The organism is Streptomyces roseicoloratus, assembly GCF_004117935.1.
In the GTDB taxonomy this organism is placed as follows: domain Bacteria; phylum Actinomycetota; class Actinomycetes; order Streptomycetales; family Streptomycetaceae; genus Streptomyces; species Streptomyces roseicoloratus.
Window position 1 is genome coordinate 17,155 of record NZ_SDOY01000179.1, and the last position, 24,574, is coordinate 41,728.

A 24,574-nucleotide genomic window follows, 5' to 3' on the forward strand; every position below is an offset into this window, starting at 1 on the left:
GCCCGGGGCGCGGGAGCAGGCCGAGCTGGGTAAGCGCGCGCGGACCGAGCCTGGCGAGCGGGAGCGGACCGAGCCCGGGGAGCGGGAGCAGGCCGAGCCCGGAAGGCGGGAGCAGGCCGTGCTCGGGGAGCGGGAGCAGGCCGTGCTCGCCCTGGAGCGGCGCTCCTGGCCCGGGCCCGGCGCCAAGGAGCGGGCCGTGCGCGAGCAGCTCGGCCTGTCCGCCACCCGCTACTACCAGCTGCTCAACGCGCTCCTCGACGACCCGCGCGCCCTCGCCCACGACCCGGTCACGGTCAACCGGCTGCGCCGGGTCCGCGCGGAACGCGAGCAGCGCCGCTGACGCCGGGGGCATCCGTCGGTAGGGTCGTGAACATGGTCAGCAGCCTTCCGCACCCGACCACCGCCGCCGGCCGCGACGGCCTCGCCGCGCTCCTCGCACGGCCGGAGAAGGCCGTCGTCGCCCTCGACTTCGACGGGACGCTCGCCGAGATCGTCCCCGATCCGGAGCAGGCCCGCGCCCACCCCGGCGCCGTGCCCGCCCTGTCCGCCCTCGCCCCGCACCTGGCCGCCGTCGTGGTGGTCACCGGACGCCCCGCCGGAGTGGCCGTACGGTACGGGGGCTTCGCCGGCGTACCGGGCCTCGACCACCTGGTGGTCCTCGGCCACTACGGCGCCGAGCGCTGGGACGCCGTGAGCGGCACCGTGCAGGCCGCCGCGCCGCACCCGGGCGTGGCGGCGGTGCGCGCCGAGCTGCCCGGCTTCCTGGACCGGGTCGGGGCCTGGCCGGGCACGTGGATCGAGGAGAAGGGCAGGGCGGTCGCCGTCCACACCCGCCGCGCCGAGGACCCGCAGGGCGCCTTCGAGGCCCTGAAGGGCCCGCTGGGCGACCTCGCCGCCCGGCACGGCCTGGTCCTGGAACCGGGCCGGATGGTCCTGGAGCTCCGCCCGCCGGGCATGGACAAGGGCGTCGCCCTCGCCGACTTCCTGCGCGAGACCGGCGCGGGCTCCGTCCTGTACGCGGGCGACGACCTGGGCGACCTCCCCGCGTACGCCGCCGTCGAGAAGCTCCGCTCCGACGGCACCCCGGGCCTGCTCGTCTGCTCCGCCGCCGAGTCCGCGGCCGTCCCCGACCTCGCCGCCCGCGCCGACCTCACGGTCCCGGGCCCGGCGGCGGTGGTGGGACTGCTCGCCGGGCTCGCGGAGGCGCTGACGGAGGGTGAGGGCGCCGGTCAGGGGGCGTAGAACCCCTGCACGTCGGCTACGAGGTCGACGCTGCCGGCGTGGTTGTACAGCGTGACCTTGCCGTCGACGACGGGCACGACGACGAGGTTGGACACGGTCTGCCCGGCGGCCACGTTGAGGTTCGACGTGTTCGGCCGGGCGGTGCCGTACGGATAGACGCTGACGTACGTGCCGTTGGTCGCGTTGGTCGCCGTCACGTTCATGACGACCGCCGTCGCGCCGGTGGCCGGCACCCCGTTCCGCCCGGCGACGGTGAGCGTGAGCGTCTTGCCGCCGCCCAGCTTGGCCTTCGGGGCGCCGATGGCGGCGCGGGTGTCGAGGGAGCGGGAGGGGGCGAGGGGCTGGAAGAGCGAGCCGAGGTCGTCGGAGCGGTAGTAGCCGACGACGTCGGCGATCACGTCGGCCGCGCCGAACCGGTTGAGGAGCGCCAGGCTGTCGTCGTACAGCGGGACGACCACCAGGTTGGAGGCGGTCCGCCCGGCAGCCACCTGGACGTGCGACTGCACATAGGTGTCGGCGTAGGGGGTGCCGTAGGCCGAGACGAACGTGGACGCCGAAGGATTCGTGACGGTCAGCTGGAGCACCACGGCGGTGACGCCCGTCTTGGGCACCCCTCCGCGCCCGAGGACCGGAGCCCATCCGAGCATGCCTGCCTCCAGCTTGCCCTTCGCGACGCCGAGCCCGATCCGGGAATCCACGATCCGGGCCGGCTTGAGCGGTTCGAAGAGCGCGCCCTGACCGGTTGTGTAGTAGCCGGTCACATCGGCGACGAGGTCCACGCTGCCCGCGTGGTTGTAGAGGGTGACCTTGCCGTCCTTGACCGGGACGACGACCATTCCGGCCACGATCCGGCCCGCGGGCACGTTGAGGTTGGAGGCGTTGGGACGGGCGGTGCCGTACGGGTGGACCGTGACGTACGTCGAGGCGCTCGGGCTGACCGCGGTCACGTTCAGCGCGACGGACGTGACACCGGTCGCGGGTACCTGCCCCTGCCCGGTGACCTGGAGCGTGATCGAGCCGCCGGGGCCGACCTTGCCCTTGCGGGCGCCGAGGCCGCTGCGCGTGTCGAGGATCCGGACCGGACGATTCGGTGTCCCCGACACGCCCGCGAACCGGCTGGAGGCGATCGAGGCACCCCCGACCAGGGTCACGGTGCCGGACTCCTGGACGGCGGGGCCGACGCCGTCGGCGGGCGGAGCGGTGAGGGTCCAGGTGTACGCGCCGTTCGCCAGCAGGGTGCCGGCCTTGTCGCGCCCCTTCCAGAAGATCTCCAGCTTCCCGCGTACCTCTGTTCCGCTGGCCAGCTCGCTGATCCGACCTGTCGAGTGGTGGCGGGCCGTCAGGGTCCAGGAGCCCACCGGCTTGCTGTACCGACGGGTGAGGAGTTGCCACTTGCCGGTGGAGGCGGCGTCGACGTACGTCGACGCCGTTCCGTCCAGCACAGCCAGCGGCTGCGCGGGGATGCCCGTCGCGACGACGTGCACCTGCTGCTCGGCGTCGACGTAGGCGAGGTGGCCGCCGAACTTGTCGACGCTCCAGCGGACATGGCGCTGGGAGACGCCGGTGTCGGGCAGTGCGCCCACGACCCGGCTCGCCGGGCCGTCGGCGGCGGCGCCGGTGAGGACGAGCTCTCCGGCGGTCTTGTCGTGGGTGACGACGTAGCCGTCGCCGAGCAGGGCCTCGCCGGACGGCACGGACCGCGACGACTTCGCCGTACGGTCGTAGACGCCGGCCGGCCCGTTCGCGCCGCAGGACCAGTACAGCCAGCGGTCGGTGGCCTGGAGTTCCGCGGGGACGCAGGGGGCACCGGTGTTCACGGCCTCGACCGCCTCGCCGGTCTTCAGGTCCTTGGCGGCCAGGGTTCCGTTCTCTCCGGTCGCGCTCCACAGCACGGTGTTCCACAGGGCGGCGGCGACGGGAGCGCGGGTTTCGAGGACTCCGCCGCCGATCGACCGGATCGTCTGCGTGCCGGGCGTGGTCGACGTGCCGGGGACGGTGTGGACCAGATAGCGGGAGGAGAGGGCATCGATCCTGCCGCCGGCGGGCAGGTACAGCTCGGAGAATCCGTAGTCCCCGGAACCGTTGACGTAGTAGCGCCAGTTCGTGTCGTCCCCGTCCACGCGGCGGACGAACCGTCCGTCCCCGAGCGCCATGTACGAGGCGCAGGCCGGGTCGTCGTCCTCGCACGGGTCCATCGCGATGCCGGTGAGCTTCGACCGGGTGCCGTACGTCGGGGCGCCGGAGAGGCTGATGTCCCGGACGTACTCGAAGGCCGAGTGGTCGCTGTCGTCGAGGACGGAGAGGCGGCCCTGGGCCAGGGCGATGCCCCGGATCTTCGCGGGGTTGGGCAGCGGCTTCACCATCGTCACCACGGGCTTGCCCGAGGCGTCGGCGGTGACGCGGCGGACGCCCCAGTCGACGGCGTCGGAGCCGCCGACGATCGCGGCGGTGCCGTCCGGCCCGGCGGACACCCCGTGGGACACCTTGGCGAGCAGGGTGACGGCGGGGCCGCCTGCGATCGGCTTGGCGTCGAGCGAGCTGCTCGACGATACGTACACGAGCCAGTCGCCGACGATGGCGAACTGGTCGTTCGAGGTGCCGCTCGCCTGGTAGTTGTCCACGGTGACCTCGGTGAGCGGAGCCGAGGGGTCGCTTCGCGAGGCCACCAGAACCCTGTGGTCGCTGCTGTCGGAGCTGTACAGCGCGATGTGGTCGGGAGACAGCTTCGCCCTGACGAACGTCCTGGGGACGGGCGCGGTGAGCGTCTCGACGCGTCCCGTCTCGGTGGAGGCGATGCCGTACCGCCGCTTCTCGTCCTGGACCCGTGTCGCCGTGAGGATGCCCGACCTGTCGCCGGCGAGGGCCCCGCCCACGAACGTGTCGTCCGGGCCGGTCACGGGCAGGTCCCGGACCGTTCCGTCGGGGCGGAGGGACAGCAGGTGCCACGTGCCGGTCGTGTACGTTCCGTCCGGCCGGAGGATCCTCTCGTAGGCGACCACCGTGGAGTCGTGGACCGAGTGCGCCTTCAGCCCCTCGGGGAGCTTCAGGCGGCGCGAGGCGCCGTCCGGGGCGCGCAGCTCGACCTCGCCCTCACGGAAGAACGCCAGGGTGTCGGCGCCCGTGCCGAGGACGGTCGTCCCGGCCTCAGGCGACAGGGGGACCGGGGTGCTGCGGCCGTCCGCGTACCGGGTCCACAGGACCTGCTGGTCCTCTCCCTGGTAGTGGAAGACGCCCTCGGCCCCCGCGGCGTCCGCCCGGTAGTACCGCGACTGGGCGGTCAGATAGGGCCATGCACTGATCTTGGACGACTTCGGGGCCGCCGGCACGACGACCTCTCTCGGCGCCGGCTCCTCCGCCGTCGCCGTCCCCGCCAGTGGTGTGAGGCCGCCGCCCACCGTCAGCGCGACGGCCGTCGCAGTGGCGAACGCGCCCCGCGTCAGGGTGTGTCGAAGCACCCGGTCCCTCCCGAACCTAGGAACCTGCCGGTGCCCCCCACCGCAGGTGGACGGGAGCGTAACAGCGGGAAGGGGCGCCCCGCAGGCGGGGCGCCCCTTTTTTGAACAGGATCAGACGTGATCGGTGCGGCGGTGGCGCGAGGCCTCAGGAGGCCGGGTTGACCACCGCGATCGTCAGGTCGTCGCCCGCGTCACCGGTGACGGTGACCTTCACGCCGTGGCCCGCGACCTTGACGCTGGCCTGCGGGGCCGCCGGGTCGTAGTAGGCGTTCGGGTCGGTGTCGTCGAAGACCGGCATGCCCGGGACGGAGGGGGCGCAGGCCGCCTTCGTCGTGACGGTCCGCTGCTTGCCCTTGCCGGTCAGGACCTCGGTATGGAGGCAGGTCGCGTCCGTCGGCTCCAGGCCGAAGGTGGCGTCGAAGGGCTGGCGGCGGTTGCTGGGCGCGGTGCCGTCGTCGTAGCGGAACGGGGTCGGGCGGGCGTCGACCACCATGACCGAGCCGCCGCCGGGGTGGGCGCTGACGTTGTTGTCGTCGAACGAGCGGTCCACGTACCAGACCAGCATGCCGTTCTGGAAGCGGAAGAACTCGACCCAGTCGGGCGCGGTGAGGGGCTTGCTGAACTGGTACGGGCCCTCGGCCAGGAGCGCGTCGCTGCCGACGTACTCGCGGTTCTCCACCAGGTAGAAGCGCGGCGACGTGGTCGTCTCCGTGCCGGTGGAGATCTTCCAGCGGCCCTGCGCGGTCCAGCCGTTCGCGCCCTGCTCGACGTCGTCGGTCAGCAGCGTGGTGCCGCCGGAGCCGACGGTGACGTCGTCCAGGAAGGCGCCGGCGAAGTGCACGCCGCCGTCGGACTGGTAGCGGAAGCGGAAGAGGGACGGCTTGCCCTGGGGGTCGTACGAGTAGCGCAGGGTCGTCCACTTGCCGTTCGAGGAACCGGAGACCCCGGCGCCGGCGCGCGCCCAGCTGGCGCCGTTGTCGAGCGAGTACTCGGCGAAGAGGTAGTCGTAGTCCGCCTCGATCTCGTACCAGGCGCTCGCCTTGACCGTGATCCGCGAGGCGGCGGGCACGGAGCGGGTGAGGGACTGGTTCAGGCCGTCGGCCGAGCCGGTCCACCAGGCGTGGGAGCCCGAGACGGGCGTCGCGTAGGCGGTGCTGCTCGTCTTGTCGGGCAGCGCGATGCGGACCGCCTGTTCCTTGCCGGTGACCTGGAGCTGCGCCGGGTTGAGCGTGTACGTGCCGGAGGCGCCGAGCGGGGCGTCGGCGTAGTCCAGCCAGCCGAGGAACAGCTTCTCCTCCGCGCCCATCAGGCCCGGCAGGGTGCCGATGCCCTCGTTGGCGGCGGCGCCGTGGCCGAGCCAGGAGCCGGAGCTCATCAGGGTCCAGAAGGCGGTGGAGTTCTCGCCGCCGTCGGTGTCGTAGAAGTCCGGCAGGCCGAGGTCGTGGCCGAACTCGTGGCAGAAGACGCCGAGTCCGCCGTTCTCGCCCTCGGTGGTGTAGTCGCCGAGCCAGTACTTCGACTGGCCGATGCGGGCGCCGCCCGCCTTGTTCTGGGTGCCGGCGACGACGGGGCCGGTGAGGCCGAAGTCGTCACCGTTGACGTACCAGCGGTGCGACCAGATGGCGTCCTCGCCCTGGGCGCCGCCGCCCGCGTCCTCGCCCATGCCGGCGTGCACGGCCTGGAAGTGGTCGATGTAGCCGTCGGCCTCGTCGAAGTTCCCGTCGTGGTCCCAGTCGTTGCGGTCCCAGACGTCGAACTGGGCGAGGTAGGCGTCGATCTCGGCCGGCGTCTTGCCCGCCGCGATCTGCGCGTTCCACCAGGCGTCGCCGGTGTCCTGGATGAAGGCCCAGGAGCCGCCGGTGTCCTCGACGGCGTTGTCGCCGTAGGTGGAGGCGTTGCCGGGGACCCGGACCCAGTCCTCGACGACGTTGCTGACGGAGTAGGCGCCGTTCGACACCTTCTCGTAGTACGTCTTCATCGACTCGCCGGGGCCGTTGAAGAGGTTCTCGTAGTACGCCTTGTCGAAGTCGGCCGTCCAGGCGTTGGAGTTGTCGACGCTCCGGTCCGGCTGGGGTATCTCGTTGTGGAGCGGGCCGGGGACGGTGCCGAGCTTGCCGGAGCCCTCGGTGCCGAACTCGGAGAGGATCGTGAGGATCTTCTCCTGGCGGGTGGCGGTGGAGGTCTCGGTCTCGGCGAACTTGCCGGGCGCGACCTCGACGACGCCCTTGGCGTTCGCCTTGGCCTTGCCCTTGGCCACCAGGTCGATCGCCTTCTTGCGCAGTTCGGTGCGCTGTTTGCTGAGCGGCCCGGGGCGGTTGTCCGCCCTGGGTGCGGCGGTGGCGCCGGGGCTGCTGTCCCTGGCCTCCTGCGCCGCGGCGGGGGTGAGTCCCGCGGCGAGGAGTGCGGTGAGCGCCGACCCGAGGGTCATGCCCACGACAATCTTGTTTCTCAAGGCTGCGCGATCCCTTCGCTCACATGCGGGGTGCCGCATGGTTCGCGTGGTTCCGTAGGAGGTTACGGATCGCCTGGGGGAACGATCGCGGCGAGTCTGGCACGGAAGGACCCGCACGAGGAGGGGGGAGACCCCGGAGAATTTCCGTCCCGATGCAGGGGAGCGTGAGGGAAAGGGGGAGGGGTGGCTTCCGCTCAGCGGTTGCGCAGGGACTCCAGCTGGTCCAGGAACCAGCGCTGCGGCGGCAGGGCCGTGGCCGCGGCGGCGAGGCGCTTGGTGCGTTCGGCGCGTTCGCCGGCGGGCATGGACAGGGCGCGGTGGAGGGCCTCCGCGGTCTCGGTGACGTCGAAGGGGTTCACCGTGATCGCGTCCTCGCGCAGCTCCTCGTACGCGCCTGCCTCGCGGGAGAGCACCAGGGCGCAGCCCGCGTCGGAGACCACCGGGATCTCCTTGGCGACCAGGTTCATGCCGTCGCGGACCGGGTTGACCAGCGCCACGTCCGCGAGGCGGTAGGCGGCGAGGGAGCGGGTGAAGTCGTCCTCGACCGAGAGCAGCACCGGCTGCCAGTCCGCCGTGCCGAACTCGGCGTTGATCTCCTCGGCGAGGGCGACGACGGAGGCCGTGTACGTACGGTACGACTCCAGGTCCTGCCGGGACGGGTAGGCGGAGGCGAGGTGCACGACCCGGTCGCGCCACTCGGGGTGGGCGGTGAGGAGCTCCCGGTAGGCCATGAGGCCGCGCAGGATGTTCTTGGACAGCTCGGTGCGGTCGACGCGGACGATGGTCCTGCGGTCGCCGACCTCCGCGCGGAGCCGGGCCAGGCGGTCGTCCACCTCGGGCCGGTGGGCGAGGGCCCGCAGGTCGTCGCCGTCGACGCCGAGGGGCCGGGCGACGACGTCGGTCGTGCGCTTCGGGCCGGGCCCGGGGCCGCGCCGGTGCTCCACGCCCCGCCAGGGCGACCCCGCCGGGAAGGAGGCCATGGCGGTCCCCGACATGGTGTCCATGGACGCGCTCGACATGAAGGCGGCGCCCCAGAGGGGGGTGTGGAAGCCCAGCTCGTCCGCGCCGAGCATGCCCCACACCAGCTCTTCCCAGATGTCGCGCGGCACCATGCGCGCGTACGCCGAATCCGCCCACGGCGTGTGCGTGAAGTGCCCGATCCGGAGGTCCGGGCGCAGTTCGCGCAGCATCCCCGGGACCAGCGCCAGGTGGTAGTCCTGCACCAGCACCACCGCGCCGTCGTCGGCCGCCTCCGCCAGGGCCTCGGCGAAGGCCCGGTTGTAGCGGCGGTAGGACTCCCAGCGGCGGCGGAACGCCGCGTCGAAGACGGGCTCGCGCGGGATCTCGTACAGATGGTGGTGGAGGAACCACAGCACCGAGTTCGCGATGCCGTTGTACGCGTCGGCGTACGTCTCCGGGTCGATGTCCAGCATCCGCACGCCCGGCTCGGCGACCCCGCGCCGCACCGCCTCGCGGTCGCCGTCGCCGAGCGCCGCGCACACCCACAGGGTCTCGCCGGCGGACCCCTGCGACGAGACGGCGCTCAGGCCCGAGACGAGCCCGCCGCCGCCGCGCCGGGTGTCCAGCGTGCCGTCGTCGCGCACGCTGTAGGAGACGGGGCCGCGGTTCGATGCCAGGAGGACGGAAGCCATACGGCGAACCTAGCCCATCCGGTAAACGCTCAAACGTACGGATTCCGGACACCCTCGGGGCAGCGGTTTCCGTAGTTTCCGCGGCCCCGTAGCGCCGCCACGGCCACCACGCCGCTCGCCGCGAGCGCCAGGCCCAGCCCGCCCAGCAGCCACAGCCGCTCGGTGGCGGCGCCGTCGTTCTCCGCCCTCGTGTCGCCACGCGCCGGCGCGCCGGCGGCGGGCGGGCCCGCGGCGGCGCCGGCCGGTTCGGTGACCGCGACGGAGAGGGCCCCGGCGAGTCCCACGGCGGCCAGCAGGACGGCCGTTTTCCTGAGGAAAGTGAACCGCGTGAACCGCGTGAACCGCGTGAACCGCGTGAACCGCGTGGACCGCGTGGGCTGCGTGAACTGCATGGACCGTCTGAACCGCATCAACCGCATGAAACGGAAATCTATGCAGAAAGGCGCATTATCGGGTGGCACGCCACGCGTCGTTCCGTCGTGCGGAGCCCGCCGCGCCCCGCCGCGCCCGGCCGTCGCACCGACGCCCCGCCCCGCCCCACGCGGGCCGCCGCATCGACGCCCCGCCCCGCCCCGCGTCGCTCAGGCGACCCGGCGCCGTTCCGCGTACTCCGCGATCTCCGTCATCGGCGGGCGCTCCTCCGTGTCCACCGGGTACGTGTGCGGCGCGAAGCCGTCCTCCCCGCGTTCGAACTGGGTCAGCAGCGGCCGTACGAGATGGCCGCGCGAGAGCCGCAGCTGCGCCGTGCGGTAGATCGCCGCCGCCATCCGGCCCAGGGCCTGGCCGTCCTGGTGGCGGTGCTTGCGCACCCCCACGTCCACCTGTGCGAGCGCGTCCAGGCCGACCGTGTGCAGCGCGTCGACGAGCAGGCCCAGCTCCACCCCGTAACCGACCGGGAACGGCAGCCGCTCCAGGAGCGAGCGCCGCGCCGCGTACTCGCCGCCCAGCGGCTGCACGAAACCGGCGAGCCTCGGCCAGTGCAGATTGAGCAGCGGCCGGGCCACCAGTTCCGTCACGCGACCGCCCTGACCTGGGGCGTCGCCGAGCGGGCGGTCGTACATAGCCTTCACGAAGTCCACGTCCGGGTCCGTGAGCAGCGGACCGACGATGCCCGTCACGAAGTCCGCCGAGAAGTCACGGAGGTCGGCGTCCACGAAGCAGACGACGTCCCCGCCCGTCACCATGAGTGACCGCCACAGGACCTCGCCCTTGCCCGGCACCGCGGGTATCCGGGGCAGGATCGCGTCCCGCGCCACCACCCGCGCGCCGGCCGCCGCGGCCACCTCCGCCGTACGGTCCGTGGAGCCGGAGTCGATCACCACCAGCTCGTCCACCAGCGGCACCGCCTCCGTCATCAGCTCGCGGCGGATCACGGAGACGATCGCGCCGACCGTCGCCTCCTCGTTCAGCGCGGGCAGCACCACGCTGACCGTCGTCCCGCGCTTGGCGGCGAGGATCCGCTCCAGCGGACGGTCGGCCACGGACCAGGACCGCCGGGCCAGCCAGCGCTCCACTTCTTCCAGCAACGTGATCTCCATCTCGCGGATCGGACGACCGTCTCGCCCGCCCAGGGCTTCGGTTACAGTCTTGAACAACGCGGATGCCCGATGCATGTCGGGGTGCCGCCCGCGTCTCACAATCGAATACCGCTCATCCAGAGGGGCAGAGGGAAACGGCCCGTTGAAGCCCCGGCAACCCTCCAGTCGGTTCTCGTCCTCCAGCGAGGTCCCCGGCTAGGGAAGGTGCCAAATCCGTCTCATGGCGAAATGCGTCATGGGGAAGATGAGGAGAAAGGGCCTCGCCTCCAATGGCTGTACAGACCGTCGCATCCGCTTCCGGAACCACCGCCCCCGGCACCACCGTGGACCTCGGTCCCGCGTCCGGCCTCTCCTGCCGCGAATGCGGCGAGACCTTCGCGCTCGGCCCGATCTTCGCCTGTGAGCTGTGTTTCGGCCCGCTCGAGGTCGCCTACGACCTGCCGACCGGTGACCCCGAGGCCCTGCGCAAGCGCATCGAGGCCGGCCCCGCCAACATCTGGCGCTACGCCCCGCTGCTGCCCGTCCCCGCGGACGTCGCCGAGAAGCCGAACCTGAACCCCGGCTGGACCGCGCTCGTCCAGGCCGACAACCTCGCCCGCGAGATCGGCGTCGAGCCCGGCAAGCTGTTCGTCAAGGACGACTCCGGCAACCCGACCCACTCCTTCAAGGACCGGGTCGTCGCCCAGGCCATCGAGGCCGCCCGCGCCTTCGGCTTCACCACCCTCTCCTGCTCCTCCACCGGCAACCTGGCCGGCGCCGTCGGCGCCGCCGCCGCCCGGGCCGGCTTCCGCTCCTGCGTGTTCATCCCGCACGACCTGGAGCAGGGCAAGGTCGTCATGGCCGGTGTCTACGGCGGCGACCTCGTCGCCATCGAGGGCAACTACGACGACGTGAACCGCTTCTGCTCGGAGCTCATCGGCGACCCGCTGGGCGAGGGCTGGGGCTTCGTCAACGTCAACCTCCGCCCGTACTACGGCGAGGGCTCGAAGACGCTCGCCTACGAGATCTGCGAGCAGCTCGGCTGGGTCATCCCGGACCAGCTGGTCATCCCGATCGCCTCCGGCTCCCAGCTCACCAAGATCGACAAGGGTCTGCAGGAGCTCATCAAGCTCGGCCTGGTCGAGGACAAGCCGTACAAGATCTTCGGCGCCCAGGCCGAGGGCTGTTCCCCGGTGTCCGCGGCCTTCAAGGCCGGCCACGACGTCGTGCGGCCCCAGAAGCCGAACACCATCGCCAAGTCGCTGGCCATCGGCAACCCGGCCGACGGCCCGTACGTCCTCGACATCGCCCGCCGCACCGGCGGCGCCGTGGAGGACGTGAACGACGAGCAGGTCGTCGACGCCATCAAGGTGCTCGCCCGCACCGAGGGCATCTTCGCCGAGACGGCGGGCGGCGTGACCGTCGGCGTGACGCGCAAGCTCGTCGAGAACGGGCTGATCGACCCCAGCCTCACCACCGTCGTCCTCAACACCGGCGACGGCCTCAAGACCCTGGACGCCGTGGCCGACAGCTCGCAGGCGACCGCCACCATCCGCCCGAGCCTGGACGCGTTCCGCGACGCGGGCCTGGCCCACTGAATCCGAGAGGTACGAAGACAGCCATGGCCGTGAACGTCCGCATCCCCACCATCCTCCGCACCTACACGGGCGGCCAGGCCGAGGTCCCCGCCGAGGGCGCGACCCTCGCCGAGGTCATCGCCGACCTGGAGAAGAACCACACCGGCATCGCCGCCCGCGTCCTGGACGACCAGGGCAAGCTGCGCCGCTTCGTCAACGTGTACGTGAACGACGACGACGTGCGCTTCGAGCAGGGCCTGGAGACCGCCACGCCGGACGGCGCGGGCGTCTCGATCATCCCGGCGGTCGCCGGCGGCTGCTGAGCCGGTCTGCTGAGCCGATCTGCGGGGCCGGTCTGCGGGGCCCGTCCGCCGGGCCTGCCCGCTGACGCGTCTGGGGCCAGTCCGCTGTCGCGTCCGTGTGACGCGTCCGAGGGGCGCGTCCCCGTGACGCGTCCGCGTGACGCGTCCCCGGGATTGCCGCGCGGACCCTACCCGCGGGTACCGGAGATATCTGAATTGCCCCTTCCGCGCGAGAAAGCGGAAGGGGCAATTCTGCATGGTTGAGCGCGGTAGAGTTGGGGAAGTCCCCTCCGCCGCGCATGCCAGGTGCATATGAGAATGCGTCTGCGCACGACAAGATGCAGCCAAAGTGCCTGCTCCTTGTGTACCTTCTGCGCTTTTTGCCGGGCCCGACTTGCCCCGGAATCCTGAGGATCCTCCCGGATTCCCCTTTCCGGCCTGCCCAGAATTCTCGTCCGATTGACCTGTTGCAGAGGGCAGTTGGGCAGATACATTCAGCCGCGGTCGACGCGTTCCGGCGCAGGGTCTGACCCGGGTCCGCGAAGTGCGGTCCCGCGCAAGGGCCAGTAACAGGGGAGTTAGGCATGGCTCAGGGCACCGTCAAGTGGTTCAACGCGGAGAAGGGCTACGGCTTCATCGCGGTCGACGGTGGTGCGGATGTTTTCGTCCACTACAGCGCGATCCAGATGGACGGATACCGCACCCTCGAAGAGGGTCAGCGGGTCGAGTTCGAGATCTCGCAGGGCCAGAAGGGTCCGCAGGCGGACATGGTCAAGCTCGCCGTCTGAGCGCGGCGCGATCGGCCACCGACGCACTTCCGTCGAGGGGCCCGCATCCTGACAGGGATGCGGGCCCCTCGCGCGTGTGCGGGCAGGCCACGGGACGGGCGGGAGGGGCCGATCCGGCCGGGTCGCCCGAGTCCTCCCCTCTCCCGGCCGCCACCCCTCTTCCGACCGCCGCCCCGCGTCGACGTTCCTTCGGAACGGCTTGCACTCTCCTAGGGCGAGTGCTAATCATTGGCGTTAGCACTCTGAAGGTGAGAGTGCTTACGAGGATCGGGCAGACGAGGTCGCGGACCGCGTGGGGAAGGAACCCACGAGGATCGCGGGCCGTCCGTCGCGGGCGTCGGCGCGGTCCAGGAGCGTTATCCACCCCATGTCCGGGAGGACCACTTCACATGGCCAAGATCATCGCGTTCGACGAGGAGGCCCGGCGCGGTCTCGAGCGCGGCATGAACCAGCTCGCTGACGCCGTCAAGGTCACCCTCGGCCCGAAGGGTCGCAACGTCGTCCTCGAGAAGAAGTGGGGCGCCCCCACGATCACCAACGATGGTGTCTCCATCGCCAAGGAGATCGAGCTCGAGGACCCGTACGAGAAGATCGGCGCCGAGCTGGTCAAGGAAGTCGCCAAGAAGACGGACGACGTCGCCGGCGACGGTACGACCACCGCCACCGTTCTCGCCCAGGCGCTGGTCCGTGAGGGCCTCCGCAACGTCGCCGCCGGCGCCAACCCCATGGCCCTGAAGCGCGGCATCGAGAAGGCCGTCGAGGCCGTCTCCGGTGCGCTGCTCGACCAGGCCAAGGAGGTCGAGACCAAGGAGCAGATCGCCTCCACCGCCTCCATCTCCGCCGCCGACACCCAGATCGGCGAGCTCATCGCCGAGGCCATGGACAAGGTCGGCAAGGAAGGCGTCATCACCGTCGAGGAGTCCCAGACCTTCGGTCTGGAGCTGGAGCTCACCGAGGGCATGCGCTTCGACAAGGGCTACATCTCGGCGTACTTCGCGACCGACATGGAGCGCATGGAGGCCGCGCTCGAGGACCCGTACATCCTCATCGTCAACTCCAAGGTCTCCTCGGTGAAGGACCTGCTCCCGCTCCTCGAGAAGGTCATGCAGTCGGGCAAGCCGCTGCTGATCATCGCCGAGGACGTCGAGGGCGAGGCCCTGTCGACCCTGGTCGTCAACAAGATCCGCGGCACCTTCAAGTCCGTCGCCGTCAAGGCCCCGGGCTTCGGCGACCGCCGCAAGGCCATGCTGAACGACATCGCCATCCTCACCGGCGGCACGGTCATCTCCGAGGAGGTCGGCCTCAAGCTGGAGAACGCCGGCCTGGACCTGCTGGGCCGCGCCCGCAAGGTCGTCATCACCAAGGACGAGACCACCATCGTCGACGGTGCCGGTGACAGCGAGCAGGTCGCGGGTCGCGTGAACCAGATCCGCGCCGAGATCGAGAACTCCGACTCGGACTACGACCGCGAGAAGCTCCAGGAGCGCCTGGCGAAGCTCGCCGGTGGCGTCGCCGTCATCAAGGCCGGTGCCGCGACCGAGGTCGAGCTCAAGGAGCGCAAGCACCGCATCGAGGACGCCGTGCGCAACGCGAAGGCGGCCGTCGAGGAGGGTATCGTCGCCGGTGGTGGCGTGGCCCTGCTGCAGGCCTCCTCCGTCTTCGAGAAGCTGGAGCTGGACGGCGACGAGGCCACCGGTGCCAACATCGTCAAGCTGGCCCTGGAGGCCCCGCTGAAGCAGATCGCCGTCAACGGTGGTCTCGAGGGCGGCGTCATCGTCGAGAAGGTGCGCAACCTGCCCGTCGGCCACGGCCTGAACGCCGCGACCGGTGAGTACGTCGACATGATCGCCGAGGGCATCATCGACCCCGCCAAGGTGACCCGTTCCGCGCTGCAGAACGCGTCCTCCATCGCGGCCCTGTTCCTCACCACCGAGGCCGTCATCGCCGACAAGCCGGAGAAGGCCGCCGCGCCGGCCGGCGGCGGCATGCCGGGCGGTGACATGGACTTCTGATCCTGACGGATCGGATCTCCTGAGCAACGCCGAAGGGCGGCACCCGAGAGGGTGCCGCCCTTCAGTGTTTCCGGAACCCGCGCGGCCGGACCTCCGCGGAGGACCGGGGAAGTCCGGCCGGGGACTCAGCGGACGTCGACCCAGTCCTGGCCGCTGAAGGTCTGGAAGTGGGTGCCGTCACCGTAGTAGCGGATCTGGTACCAGCCGTCGGCGCTCGCCGTGGTCTTCAGCGAGATCGCGCCCGTCGACGTGGTCTTGCCGGAGGCGACCTGCTTCCAGGTGCTCGTGCCCCACTTCTTGTACCAGACGCTCACCGGCTGCGAGCCGAGCCCGCGCCAGGCGCCGCTGGTGTGGTGCTGCAGCGTGCCCGTCACGGTGATCGCCGAGCCCTTGCGGACGGGGTCCGGGGAGGCCTTGAGGCCGGCGACCCGGGACTCGGTGCGGACGACGTAGAAGGGCTTGCTGACGGACGCCCCGAGGTGGTCGTTCGCGACGTGACGGATCCGGAACCAGCCGCCCTTGTTCCAGGCGGCGGCGACGAACGGCGTCCGGCCCTCGTTGTGGTTGTAGAAGGACACGGAGGAAATCTGCTTCCAGCCGGTCTGCCCGTCCGGGGACTGCTCCAGGACCACCGTCTGCTGGGACGAGGTCGACGTCCAGCCCTGGTACGGGGAGCGGAGCTCGCCGTACACGGACAGCCTGGCGTCGGTCGCCAGCTTGTAGCCGAGCACGGAGGTACGGGTGTCGGCGGGCAGCGCCAGCGGACCGGACGCGTGGAAGGAGAGGAACGTGTAGTTCTCCGACTGGACCGACCAACCCGACCAGTCGCCCCACGAGGTCCGTCCCGGAGCGGCGACGAGCTGCACGCTGAACCGGCCCTCGGCGTCGGTGTGCACGGTCTTCGGGAGACCGTCGCCCAGACGCGCCAGCAACGGGACGTCCGCCATCGGGGCGCCGTCGGCGGTCGGGTCGGTGACCCGGCCGCTGACGGTGACCGTCTCGCCGGACTCGGCGCGGGTCTTGTCGGCGGAGGCGGTGACCGTCAGCCGCTTCTCCTGCCCGCTGGTGTACGCGCCGTAGGACGTCGTGCCGTGCACCTGGGCGCTGTTCTCGCTGAACGTGGCCTCGACCTGCGCGGTCGGCCGGTCCACCGGGACCGGCTCGCCGGCGAACGCGCCGGTCTCGTCGGTCGCGGCGGAGCCGAGCGGCGCGTCCTCGCCGTAGCGCCCGTACGACACGGTGCGGCCGGGCAGCGGCACCTCGTCGCCCGAGCCGGGCTGGACGCCGAACAGCGAGCCCTTGGGGTGAAGGTTGCGGTCGGACCAACTCGGGTTGCCGATGGAGAAGTTGCCCAGCCGCGGCTTCAGGGTGAAGTCGAGCGTGCCCGCGTCGGCGCGCGTGACGGTGTTGCCCAGCGAGTCGGTGGCCGTGACGTCGATCGCGTACCTGCCGAGCGACGGAATGCTGCCGCCGTCCTCGGTGAGCTTGAGCGTGGACGCCTCCGGCAGTGCGAAGGTGCCCCGGCTCGCCGTGTTCTCCTCGAGCGCCGGGATCTCGGCGAGGACGGTGTCGCCCTGCCGGACCTTGGCGGACACGGAGGTGACGGTCGCCTGCGGCGCGTCGGTCCAGGCGGTCACCTTGAAGGTGCCGCGCTGGGCGTCGTTCGTCAGCGCGCGGCCGATGCCCACGGGGCTCGCGGCCGGGGCGTCCTCGGCGAAGGCCGGGCCGACGGCCGCGCCCAGGGTCAGCGCGGTGACGAGGGAGACGGCGGAGAGCCGTCGGAGGTCAGAGCGCATCGACATAGATCGTCCTCGACTCGCTGTAGAAGTAGCCGTTCTTCTCCTGCCACACCAGGGCCCAGGTGCCGTCCCCGTAGTTGGTGGTGCCGAAGCTGAAGTTCCCGTACGAGTTGGTCGGGATGTCCTTCTTGGCCCAGTACCAGTTCGGGTCGCCCTTGGGCTTGAAGACCAGGGTCAGGCGCGCGCCCGGCATGGCCTTCCAGACGCCGTTGACCTTCTGCTGCACGAGACCCTTGACGGTCATGCTGCCGCCCTTGCGCGGACGCGAGGGGCTGATGGTGACGTTGACGATCCGCGTCGGGTTGCGGGAGAGGCGGACGGGAGTGCTCGTCTTGCTGACGAAACGATCCGTCTCCGGGTGGTAGATCCGGTACAGGGCGTTCTCGAAGCCCCAGACCTGGAACTCGTAGCCGCACCAGTCGCTGACGGCCTTGGAGGCCATCTGGCCCCAGGTGCGCCCGCCGTCCCGGGAGACGTGCAGCGCGACCCAGTCGGGCTTCGGGGAGCAGGAGCCGTTGGTGCCCAGGGTGCCGCGCACGGTCACCTTGCCGAACTGGTCGATCGACTGCGAGGTGCCGGTGAAGGAGAACTGCTGTGGCACCGCGAGCTTGGCCACGTCGGTCGGACGGTCGTTGCCCTCGCCGTAGTACACGGAGGGGCGCAGGCCGGTGTAGGCGCCCGTCGTCGCGTACTGGACGCGGGACAGGTAGGAGAAGGAGCCGTCCTGGAGCGAGGTGCCGGAGCCGATCTCGTCCTTGAGGACCTTGTCGTACGACAGCGGCTGGCTGCCGGTGGTGACGACCGGGGCGCCGCCGAAGCCCTTCCAGCCGTCCTCGGTCAGGCGCTCGACGCGGCCGTGGACGGTGACGTCGGTGCCGGCGTTGACGCGGTACTTGTTCGCGTCGGACGTGATCCGGTACGTGAGCTTCTCGACGCCCACGGCGGGCACCAGGCGCGCGACGTCCGGGTCGGTCCCCTCCGTGGCCTGGACCTCGGCGGTGCCGCCGGTGATCGCGGCGTCCGGCGTGACGGGCAGCGCGAAGGAGCCGTCGGCCACGGTGGTGGCGGTGGCGGTCCTCGTCTTCGGCAGGCCGTAGGCGTCGGTCAGGTTGAGCGTGACCTTCACCGGGGTGCCCTCGGCGGCGGGGGTCCGCTCGCCGGTGGCCGGGTTCCAGGTGGTGGCCTTGCCGGACAGCGTGACGTCACGCCGGTCGTAGCTGGTGGTCTTGCGGTCGAAGGCGACCGCGGAGACACCGGTGTGCAGCTTGTAGCCGAACGAGCCGCCGGTCCAGCGCGTGACGAGGCCGCCCGGGAGGCGGTACTCGACGGCGAGCGGGTAGTCGCCGAAGGCGGTGCCCTCGGGCAGCGTGACCGGGGCGTCGGTCGTCCAGCCGTTGTACGAGGTGGCCGAGAGCTCGTCCGTCGAGGCGAGCACGGCGGCGCCGGCGTCGGCGGAGGCGAGGACGCTCACCTTCACCCAGAGCGCGTTGCCCGGCAGCCCCGTGACGGTCAGCCGGCCGTCGTCCAGGGTGGCCGTGCCGGTGACGGTGGCCGCGTACGCGGCGGGAGCCGCGACGACGGCCGGCAGGGCGACGCCTGCCGAAAGTGCGAATACGGTTGCCGCACGCACCAGGGCATGCGGCAGCGTGCGCGTTGAGCGCATCTGGTGGACCCCCCACAGGTCGGAAAGCGGCGCGATGGATGTACGCAGGCCGCGTGGGAGCACGATAGCGCCTGCCGGTTGAACGCGTTCACTCAATTCCCGGTTCGCCCGGGAAGTCCGTCGGGTCCATGCTGAGGAGAGGGAAAGCGGGAGCGGCGGAGAGGCGGGAATCGGGGGAGGGGAGAGGCGCGGAAAGCGGGGAGGGAGAGACCGGGAACGGCGGAGAGGCGCGGAAAGCGGGGGAAGCGCGGAAAGCGGGGAGGGGAGAGAGACCGGGAGCGCAACCGGACGGGAGGACCCGATGATCACGCTGCTGACCACGCCGGCCGACCGCGAGCTGGTCATCACCCGCACCTTCGACGCCCCGGTGGAGCGGGTCTGGGAGGCGTGGACACGCCCCGAGCACGTACGGAAGTGGTACGGCGTCGCGGCCCTCACCATGTCCGTCTGCGACATCGACCTGCGCCCGGGCGGTACGTGGCGCTGGGGCCAGCGCGGCCCCGACGGCCAGGAGATCGTCTTCTCCGGCACGTACGAGGAGATCGTCCCGGCCGAGCGCCTGGTCTACTCGGAGGTCTTCGAGCAGATGCCGGGCCCCGAACCGGTCCGCGTGATCCTCTCCTTCGACGCCACCCCCGACGGCGGTACGGCCCTGACCAGCACGTCCTTCTGGCCGACGACGGAGATCCGGGACCAGGCGCTGGCGGCGGGCATGGAGTCGGGGGTGCGGGAGCAGTACGACCGGCTGGCGGGGCACCTGAAGACGATGGCGCGGACGGGGTGACCCGTCCGCGCCGATTGCGGTCGCGGAGCGTCGGCGAACCGCGTGGTTACGTTCCAGGGGGAATGAATGTCGGCCTCAGCCCAGGTGGCAGGTCGGACACCTTCCCGAACACCAGGACCTGTTCCGGATTCATGGTGTCGTTCTCCAGGGTTGCGATGATCCCCGCCGACAGCAAGATCTTGATGAGCGCGCTCTGCATATGCAGACCGATCACGCCGGGGCGGCGGATGGCGGGGGTCTCGGGGTCGTGGCCGGAGGCGAGGGCGTTCACAGCGGCCTCGACCACACTGGGATCACACCTCCATCCCACACTCACCGCAGCAGAAGCCGTCTCGGCGTCAGGATCGACGTAGACCACGGCGCCCGGCGCGTCCGCGCCGTTGGATGCACTACCGTGGAGGGCGGGCAGCCCGGCCTGCCGGAGGGCCCGGACGACGAGGTCGGCCAACTCGTTGCGAAGGGCGAGGACCTCATCAGAGGCACGGGTGAATCCGTACTCGGTCATGTGACTCTCTTTCCCGTGGTGGGTGTGGTGAGCCTTGCGAGACCCACCACACCCCCTGTGCTTCCTACTGATGATCAGCGGACCGCATAGCTCTGCCCCCGAGCGGTTTGATCATGCTGAAGAGGAGATCACCCGCGCCGGGACCGTGAGGGACGGACCAGGTGATCGGCGTCCCCGGCTTGAGGACATCCTCCAGCAAGGGCGCGCATACCGGGCAGGGGCTTCGCTCGCTGTACAGCTCGGTGATCTGACTCGGCTCGAAGCCCTTGGCCTTCAACTGGTCAAGGATGTGGTTCTCCGAGTGGTAGTTGTTGCCCTTGCTGAAGCCGACCACAAGATCACCGGTCTTGGGATCGTTCCACCCGGGCACCCTCGCGACCGCGACATTCCGACCAGTGGTGATTCCGGCCGCGGTTCTGGCCTTGTACGCCATGCGACTGAGTTCGGTGCTGAGATAGGCGATCATCCCCTCGCAGGGATCGACCCCTTGCACTGCGGCAGCCGCATGGAACGATTTGGTCAACGGCTTGGTCTTGGTGCACGTCTGCACCAAGACACTCAAGGCCCTCGCGCCAATGCCCTCGATGGCCGCCTCCGTAAGGCCGAGGGTCCGCAGTGCCTTGTACGCGTCCGCGACGCCGATACCGGTCATCACGGCGGCGTCCACGGCCCTCAGGGCGTCCGCGATGGGCCTGAGGATCTTGCCGGCGAACAGGCTCGCGATGTCAACGGCTGCCCAGGCGCATCCGCCGAGGCTTCCACTCTCACCGCCGGGGGCGATCTTCTGGGCGCACCTGATCCAGCTCCCGAAGAGGATGTCCACCGGGTCGACGTTCGCCTGGTACTCGGCGATCGTGATGTTGTGCGTGACCTCTTGGGAGAGCTCCTTGGTCGGGTACTCGCCCAGGTACACCGTCGCACTGGCGGGGCAGGTGAATTTCGACGGGTCCAGGTCCTGCACTGTGCACAGGTACAGGTCGAGAACCGCCTTGTACCGGATTTTCGCGGTGATCGTGCAGTCGCCCTTGTAGAAGAGCTTGTCGATCCAGCCCTCGCAGCCGTCCGTCTTCCTGATGGTCTCAGGATCGCCGATCTTCTCGATGTGGTCGACGACGTAGAACATGTTGCCGACGGAGCCGCCGGACTGATCGACGACGGTTCCGTCGCCGATCTGCTTCGCCTTCGCCGCCTTCTCGGCTTCGGCGGCGGCACCCTGGGCTTCCTTGGCGTACTTCTCCGCGTCCTTGGCCGCCTGTTCGGCCTCGGTCGCGGCGGTGGCGGCGCGCTCGGCGGCCGCGCGGGCGTCCTTGGCCGACTGCTCGGCCGCCGCGGCGGCCTGGCGGGCGGCTGCGGCGTCGAGGGCGGCCTGGTCCGCGGACTCGCGGGCCTGCTTGGCGTACCCCTCGGCCCGGCCGGCCGCCTGGTCGGCGGCGGTGGCGTCCGCGGTGGCCTGGCGGTCGTAGTCGATCGTGCGGGCCAGTGACGCCGAGGCCTTCGCGGCGGCCTTGGCGGCGTCGGCCGCGTAGCCGAGGGCCTCCTTGGAATAGCCGCGGGCGGTCGCCGAGTGCGCGGCGGCGTTCGCCGCGTGCTGGTAGGCGGCCTTGGTGTCGCCCTGGGCCTGGGCGGCGATGTCCTTCGCCGCCGCGGCCTCGGCCTGCGCGTTCGCCGCGTGGGCGTCGGCGACGGCCTGCTGCTGCTCGGCGAGGGTCTTCGACGCCTGACCGGTCAGCACGACCAGGCCGGCGGCCGAGTCGGTGGTGACGAACGGGGAGCCGAGCTCGATCGCGTCGTTGGCCGGCTTGGCCACCTGGGCGGCGGCCGCGCCGGCGGCGACGGCGGCCTGCGCGGTGACGTGGGCGAAGCCCGCGGCCTTCACCGACGCGGCCAGCGCCTTGGCGGCCTCCTTGCTCGCCAGGTCCGCCTGGGACTTGGCGTCCTTGGCGTGCCGCTCGGCCTCGTCCGCGAGCTTCACGGCCGCGGCGGCCTCGGCGGAGGCGTGCTCGGAGGCGTCGATGGCGTCGGCCGCGGCGCTGGTCGCGGTCGCGACGGCGGCATCGGCCTTCAGTTTGGCGGCGTGCGCGGCGTCCGCGTCGGAGCGGGCCCGCTTGGCGGCCGCCTCGGCACGGGTGGCCGCGGCGTCCGCCTCCGCCGCCGCCTCGGTGGCGGCGTCGGCCTCGGACCGGGCGCGGCGGGCGGCCGCCTCGGCGGCGTCCGCGTGCGTGGCGGCCTGGTTGGCTGAGGCGCGTGCGGCGTCGGCCTCTTCGCCCGCTTCGAGGGAGTTGGCGTAGGCAGCCTTCGCGTCCGCCTTGGCGCGGGCGGCGTCCGCCTTCTGCGCCGCGTCCCAGGCGTTGTCCCGCAGGTCATGGGCCTTGTCGCGGGCCTTGACCGCGTCGTTCTTGCGCGCGACGGCGGTGGCCTCGGAGGCCTCGGCCTTCTCCTTGGCCTCCTTGGCGTTCGCCGCCTCGGCCTGGGCCTTGGTCTTGTGCTGGGCGGCCTCGGACTGCTTGAGGGCGGCGGTGTCCTTCTCCGCCTTGGCCGTCTTCTCCTCGGCCTCCGCCGCGAGCCGCTTGGCGTGCGCCTGCGCGGCCGCCGCCTTGGCGTCTCCCTCGGCCTTCAGGGCCTCGGTGAGCTTCGCCTCCGCGGTCTCCTTGTCCTTCTTCGCGTTGTCCCGGTGCAGCTTGGCCGCGTCCGCGGCCGCCTTCGCCTGCAACTCGGCCTTGTACGCGGCCTCCTTGCGGAACTCCGCGTTGACCTGCGCGGCCTGGGCGAGGGCGCGCTGGGTGATGGTCTGGCTGTCCCCGGCGGTGGCACGGGTGGCCGCCTCGGCGGTCTCTCCGGCCTTCACCATCGCCGTCAGCGCGGCGACGATGCCCTTGGTGACCTGCGCCTTCTGCTGCCCGACGAGCAGCCCACGGCCGCGCGGCGCGCCGGCGGCGTCCGCGATGCCGTACGCGGCCTGCTCGGCGGTGTCCGAGGCGGTCGCCGACTTCTTGGCGCTCTCCAGGTGGGCCTTGAGCGTGGCGAGCTGCGTCTTCGCCGCCGCCTGGGCGTCGGTGACGATCTTCTTCGCCCGGTCGAAGTCGGCCTTCTTCGGGTACGAGAGGCTGTCGGTGCCCTTGTGCCCGGACGGCTTGATCTTGAACTGCTGCGCGGTGCCGGTCTTGCAGTCCATCAGCCGTGCGTCCGTGCTCTTGGTGAACGCGGGCAGATCGAGGCACTTGCCGGTGGACACGCTCTTCAGCGGCGCGGTGGCGCGGACATCGCCCTTCCACGACTGGCCCTTGGACTTGTAGCAGTCCGAGATCTGGATCTTCGTGCCGTTGGCCGAGGCGTTCCCGGCCACGTCCAGGCACTTCTGCGAGTTGACGTTGCGGAGGTGGAGGTCGTCCTCGCCGCCTTCGAGCGTCCACTGCTGTGCGGCGCCGTTGTGGCAGGTGTAGATCTGGACGGGTGTGCCGTTGGTCTTGCCGGCGCCCTGGACGTCCAGGCAGTTGCCCGCAGCGCCCGGCACCTCGATCGTCACATAGCTGCCACCGATCCAGCCAACCCCGCCCGCTGCCCAGTAGTCCTGCCAGCGGGTCGCGTGGTCCGCGAGCCACGACTGGCCGAGGAGCTGGCTGAGAGCGTACGTGCCGTCCTGCAGCGTCTTGCTGGCGGCGCTGGATGCGGTGAGGATCTGCTGCCGCTGTGTGGCCTGTGCGGCGATTTCCTGCTGCCACTCGACGGACGCCTGCGCGACCTCCTTGCCGAGCACCCGGTTCGGGTCGATCGGGTCGTGCCACGAGCACGCCGCGAAGCGGGTCTTCAGATCCTCGACGGCGATGCGGAACTCCGCCGTGTCCGGCGCGGGCGCCGTACGGGGGAAGCCGCCCGAGGACAGGAAGATGCGGGCGTCATCGGCGAATACCCGAGGAACGAAGAACTCGTTGGGCTCCACCTTCCCGGAGTTCTTCTTCCACAGCTTCCACGCCTCCTGTTCCTGTGGTGTGCCGCCAGAGGTGTAGAGCGCGTCACCGATCGCCAGCGCGGCGGCCTTCGTCGTGTCGTCGGCGGTCGGCGCCGGGTCGTAGAAGGGGTTGACCACGTCGACCGATTTCCAGGTCGACTGGTAGAGCCACGGCAGCAGCCCGGTCTGATCGAAGATTTTGCCCGGATCCCGCGGCGCGTTGGGGTAGGACTCCAGGCCGCTGACGGTGGAGGACCACGCGTATCCCTGCTTCTTGACCTTGTCGATCCACAGGTCCGTGTTGTCGCTGTCGGCGTTGCGTGCCTGGTGCAGGGCAGTCTTGTCGCTGAAGAGGTTCCGCTCGACCTTCTTGTGCAGCTGATCGGGCGGCAGCGTGATAGCGCCCTGAGCGAGGGCGAAGAGATTGGGCCCGCCCATGCGCAGGGCTTGAGTGGCTATGCACTGGTCCTCACGCAGCTGCTGGGCCGCCTTGGTGTCGTACCCGTCGTACGAGTCACCGGCGGCGGCCGCGGTGGCGGTCGGCGCGAGGCGCGGGGTGAGCGCGCCGGGCTGGAGGGCGAGGCCGCCGAGCATGGCGAGGGCGGCGACGGAGGTCACGGCGGTGACCGCCGCTGAAGCCATGGGCGATCTGGTGGATCTGCTGGATCTGGTTGCTCCGGGTCTGAACAGCCCCGATTTTGGACGCAAAGGATCATCCTTCGTTGCGGTTGCGAGCGAAGGCAGGCGGGGGCGACCGCCCCGAGAGGCGGCTGCGATACGCAAGCGTCAGCGCGGCACCGTTCCCCCGGCCGCCAACGACGTGATGTGTGAGCGGGCATGACACGGGGTGGTCTAAGTCCCGAACATACGCGCGAGGATC

Annotated in this window: 16 protein-coding genes and 1 riboswitch; of the genes, 7 read left to right on the forward strand and 9 right to left on the reverse strand. The window is 71.0% G+C overall.

Going from position 1 to position 24,574, the window contains the following annotated elements:
* The first annotated feature begins 118 nt into the window (after window positions 1–118).
* Window positions 119–340, forward strand: a complete 222-nt coding sequence (locus tag ESG85_RS33800; RefSeq protein WP_128985048.1) for a DUF3263 domain-containing protein — start codon at window positions 119–121, stop codon at window positions 338–340.
* Between the two features lie 32 nt (window positions 341–372).
* A complete protein-coding gene (gene otsB / locus ESG85_RS33805; protein ID WP_128984997.1) occupies window positions 373–1,242 on the forward strand; it encodes a trehalose-phosphatase in 870 nt (289 codons plus the stop codon).
* On the opposite strand, the gene ESG85_RS36490 is transcribed toward otsB, so the two are convergent.
* The 5 genes from ESG85_RS36490 to ESG85_RS33830 form a co-directional block, all read right to left on the reverse strand.
* Window positions 1,230–4,697 carry a hypothetical protein gene (locus ESG85_RS36490; protein ID WP_128984998.1) on the reverse strand — a complete coding sequence of 1,156 codons (3,468 nt, stop codon included), beginning with the start codon at window positions 4,695–4,697 and terminating at the stop codon, window positions 1,230–1,232. The two genes, otsB and ESG85_RS36490, sit on opposite strands and share 13 nt — an antisense overlap.
* 145 nt (window positions 4,698–4,842) lie before the next feature.
* On the reverse strand, window positions 4,843–7,149 hold the full coding sequence (locus tag ESG85_RS33815) for an immune inhibitor A domain-containing protein (protein ID WP_246095551.1): 2,307 nt from the start codon (window positions 7,147–7,149) through the stop codon (window positions 4,843–4,845).
* Window positions 7,150–7,343: 194 nt separating this feature from the next.
* On the reverse strand, window positions 7,344–8,801 hold the full coding sequence (locus tag ESG85_RS33820; RefSeq protein ID WP_128984999.1) for an alpha,alpha-trehalose-phosphate synthase (UDP-forming): 1,458 nt from the start codon (window positions 8,799–8,801) through the stop codon (window positions 7,344–7,346).
* A 29-nt stretch (window positions 8,802–8,830) separates the two neighbouring features.
* Window positions 8,831–9,211 (reverse strand): hypothetical protein, encoded by a 381-nt coding sequence (locus ESG85_RS33825; protein ID WP_128985000.1) that lies wholly within the window; start codon window positions 9,209–9,211, stop codon window positions 8,831–8,833.
* Window positions 9,212–9,382: 171 nt separating this feature from the next.
* On the reverse strand, window positions 9,383–10,327 hold the full coding sequence (locus tag ESG85_RS33830) for a glucosyl-3-phosphoglycerate synthase (protein ID WP_128985050.1): 945 nt from the start codon (window positions 10,325–10,327) through the stop codon (window positions 9,383–9,385).
* A gap of 121 nt (window positions 10,328–10,448) precedes the next feature.
* Window positions 10,449–10,590, forward strand: a riboswitch (SAM riboswitch).
* An 18-nt stretch (window positions 10,591–10,608) separates the two neighbouring features.
* On the opposite strand from ESG85_RS33830, the gene thrC reads away from it, so the two are divergent.
* The 4 genes from thrC to groL all read left to right on the forward strand — a co-directional run bounded on the left by thrC (window position 10,609) and on the right by groL (window position 14,997).
* The gene (thrC, locus tag ESG85_RS33835; RefSeq protein ID WP_128985001.1) at window positions 10,609–11,916 is read left to right on the forward strand and encodes a threonine synthase; all 1,308 of its coding nucleotides are present in this window, start codon (window positions 10,609–10,611) and stop codon (window positions 11,914–11,916) included.
* Window positions 11,917–11,939: 23 nt separating this feature from the next.
* Window positions 11,940–12,218 (forward strand): MoaD/ThiS family protein, encoded by a 279-nt coding sequence (locus tag ESG85_RS33840; protein WP_128985002.1) that lies wholly within the window; start codon window positions 11,940–11,942, stop codon window positions 12,216–12,218.
* A 563-nt stretch (window positions 12,219–12,781) separates the two neighbouring features.
* Window positions 12,782–12,985, forward strand: a complete 204-nt coding sequence (locus ESG85_RS33845) for a cold-shock protein (protein WP_005315736.1) — start codon at window positions 12,782–12,784, stop codon at window positions 12,983–12,985.
* A gap of 389 nt (window positions 12,986–13,374) precedes the next feature.
* A complete protein-coding gene (gene groL, locus ESG85_RS33850; RefSeq protein WP_128985003.1) occupies window positions 13,375–14,997 on the forward strand; it encodes a chaperonin GroEL in 1,623 nt (540 codons plus the stop codon).
* Window positions 14,998–15,122: 125 nt separating this feature from the next.
* Here groL and ESG85_RS33855 read toward each other — a convergent pair whose 3' ends face one another.
* On the reverse strand, window positions 15,123–16,793 hold the full coding sequence (locus tag ESG85_RS33855) for a carboxypeptidase-like regulatory domain-containing protein (RefSeq protein WP_128985004.1): 1,671 nt from the start codon (window positions 16,791–16,793) through the stop codon (window positions 15,123–15,125).
* On the reverse strand, window positions 16,783–18,426 hold the full coding sequence (locus ESG85_RS33860) for a hypothetical protein (RefSeq protein ID WP_128985005.1): 1,644 nt from the start codon (window positions 18,424–18,426) through the stop codon (window positions 16,783–16,785). The genes ESG85_RS33855 and ESG85_RS33860 overlap by 11 nt, the downstream gene beginning before the upstream one ends.
* 334 nt (window positions 18,427–18,760) lie before the next feature.
* Between ESG85_RS33860 and ESG85_RS33865 the strand changes: the two genes are divergently transcribed.
* Window positions 18,761–19,243, forward strand: a complete 483-nt coding sequence (locus ESG85_RS33865) for an SRPBCC family protein (RefSeq protein WP_128985006.1) — start codon at window positions 18,761–18,763, stop codon at window positions 19,241–19,243.
* Between the two features lie 46 nt (window positions 19,244–19,289).
* Here the strand turns inward: ESG85_RS33865 and ESG85_RS33870 are convergent, their stop codons facing one another.
* Window positions 19,290–19,748, reverse strand: a complete 459-nt coding sequence (locus tag ESG85_RS33870) for a hypothetical protein (RefSeq protein WP_128985007.1) — start codon at window positions 19,746–19,748, stop codon at window positions 19,290–19,292.
* A 64-nt stretch (window positions 19,749–19,812) separates the two neighbouring features.
* A complete protein-coding gene (locus tag ESG85_RS33875; protein ID WP_128985008.1) occupies window positions 19,813–24,336 on the reverse strand; it encodes an RICIN domain-containing protein in 4,524 nt (1,507 codons plus the stop codon).
* Window positions 24,337–24,574 lie beyond the last annotated feature (238 nt).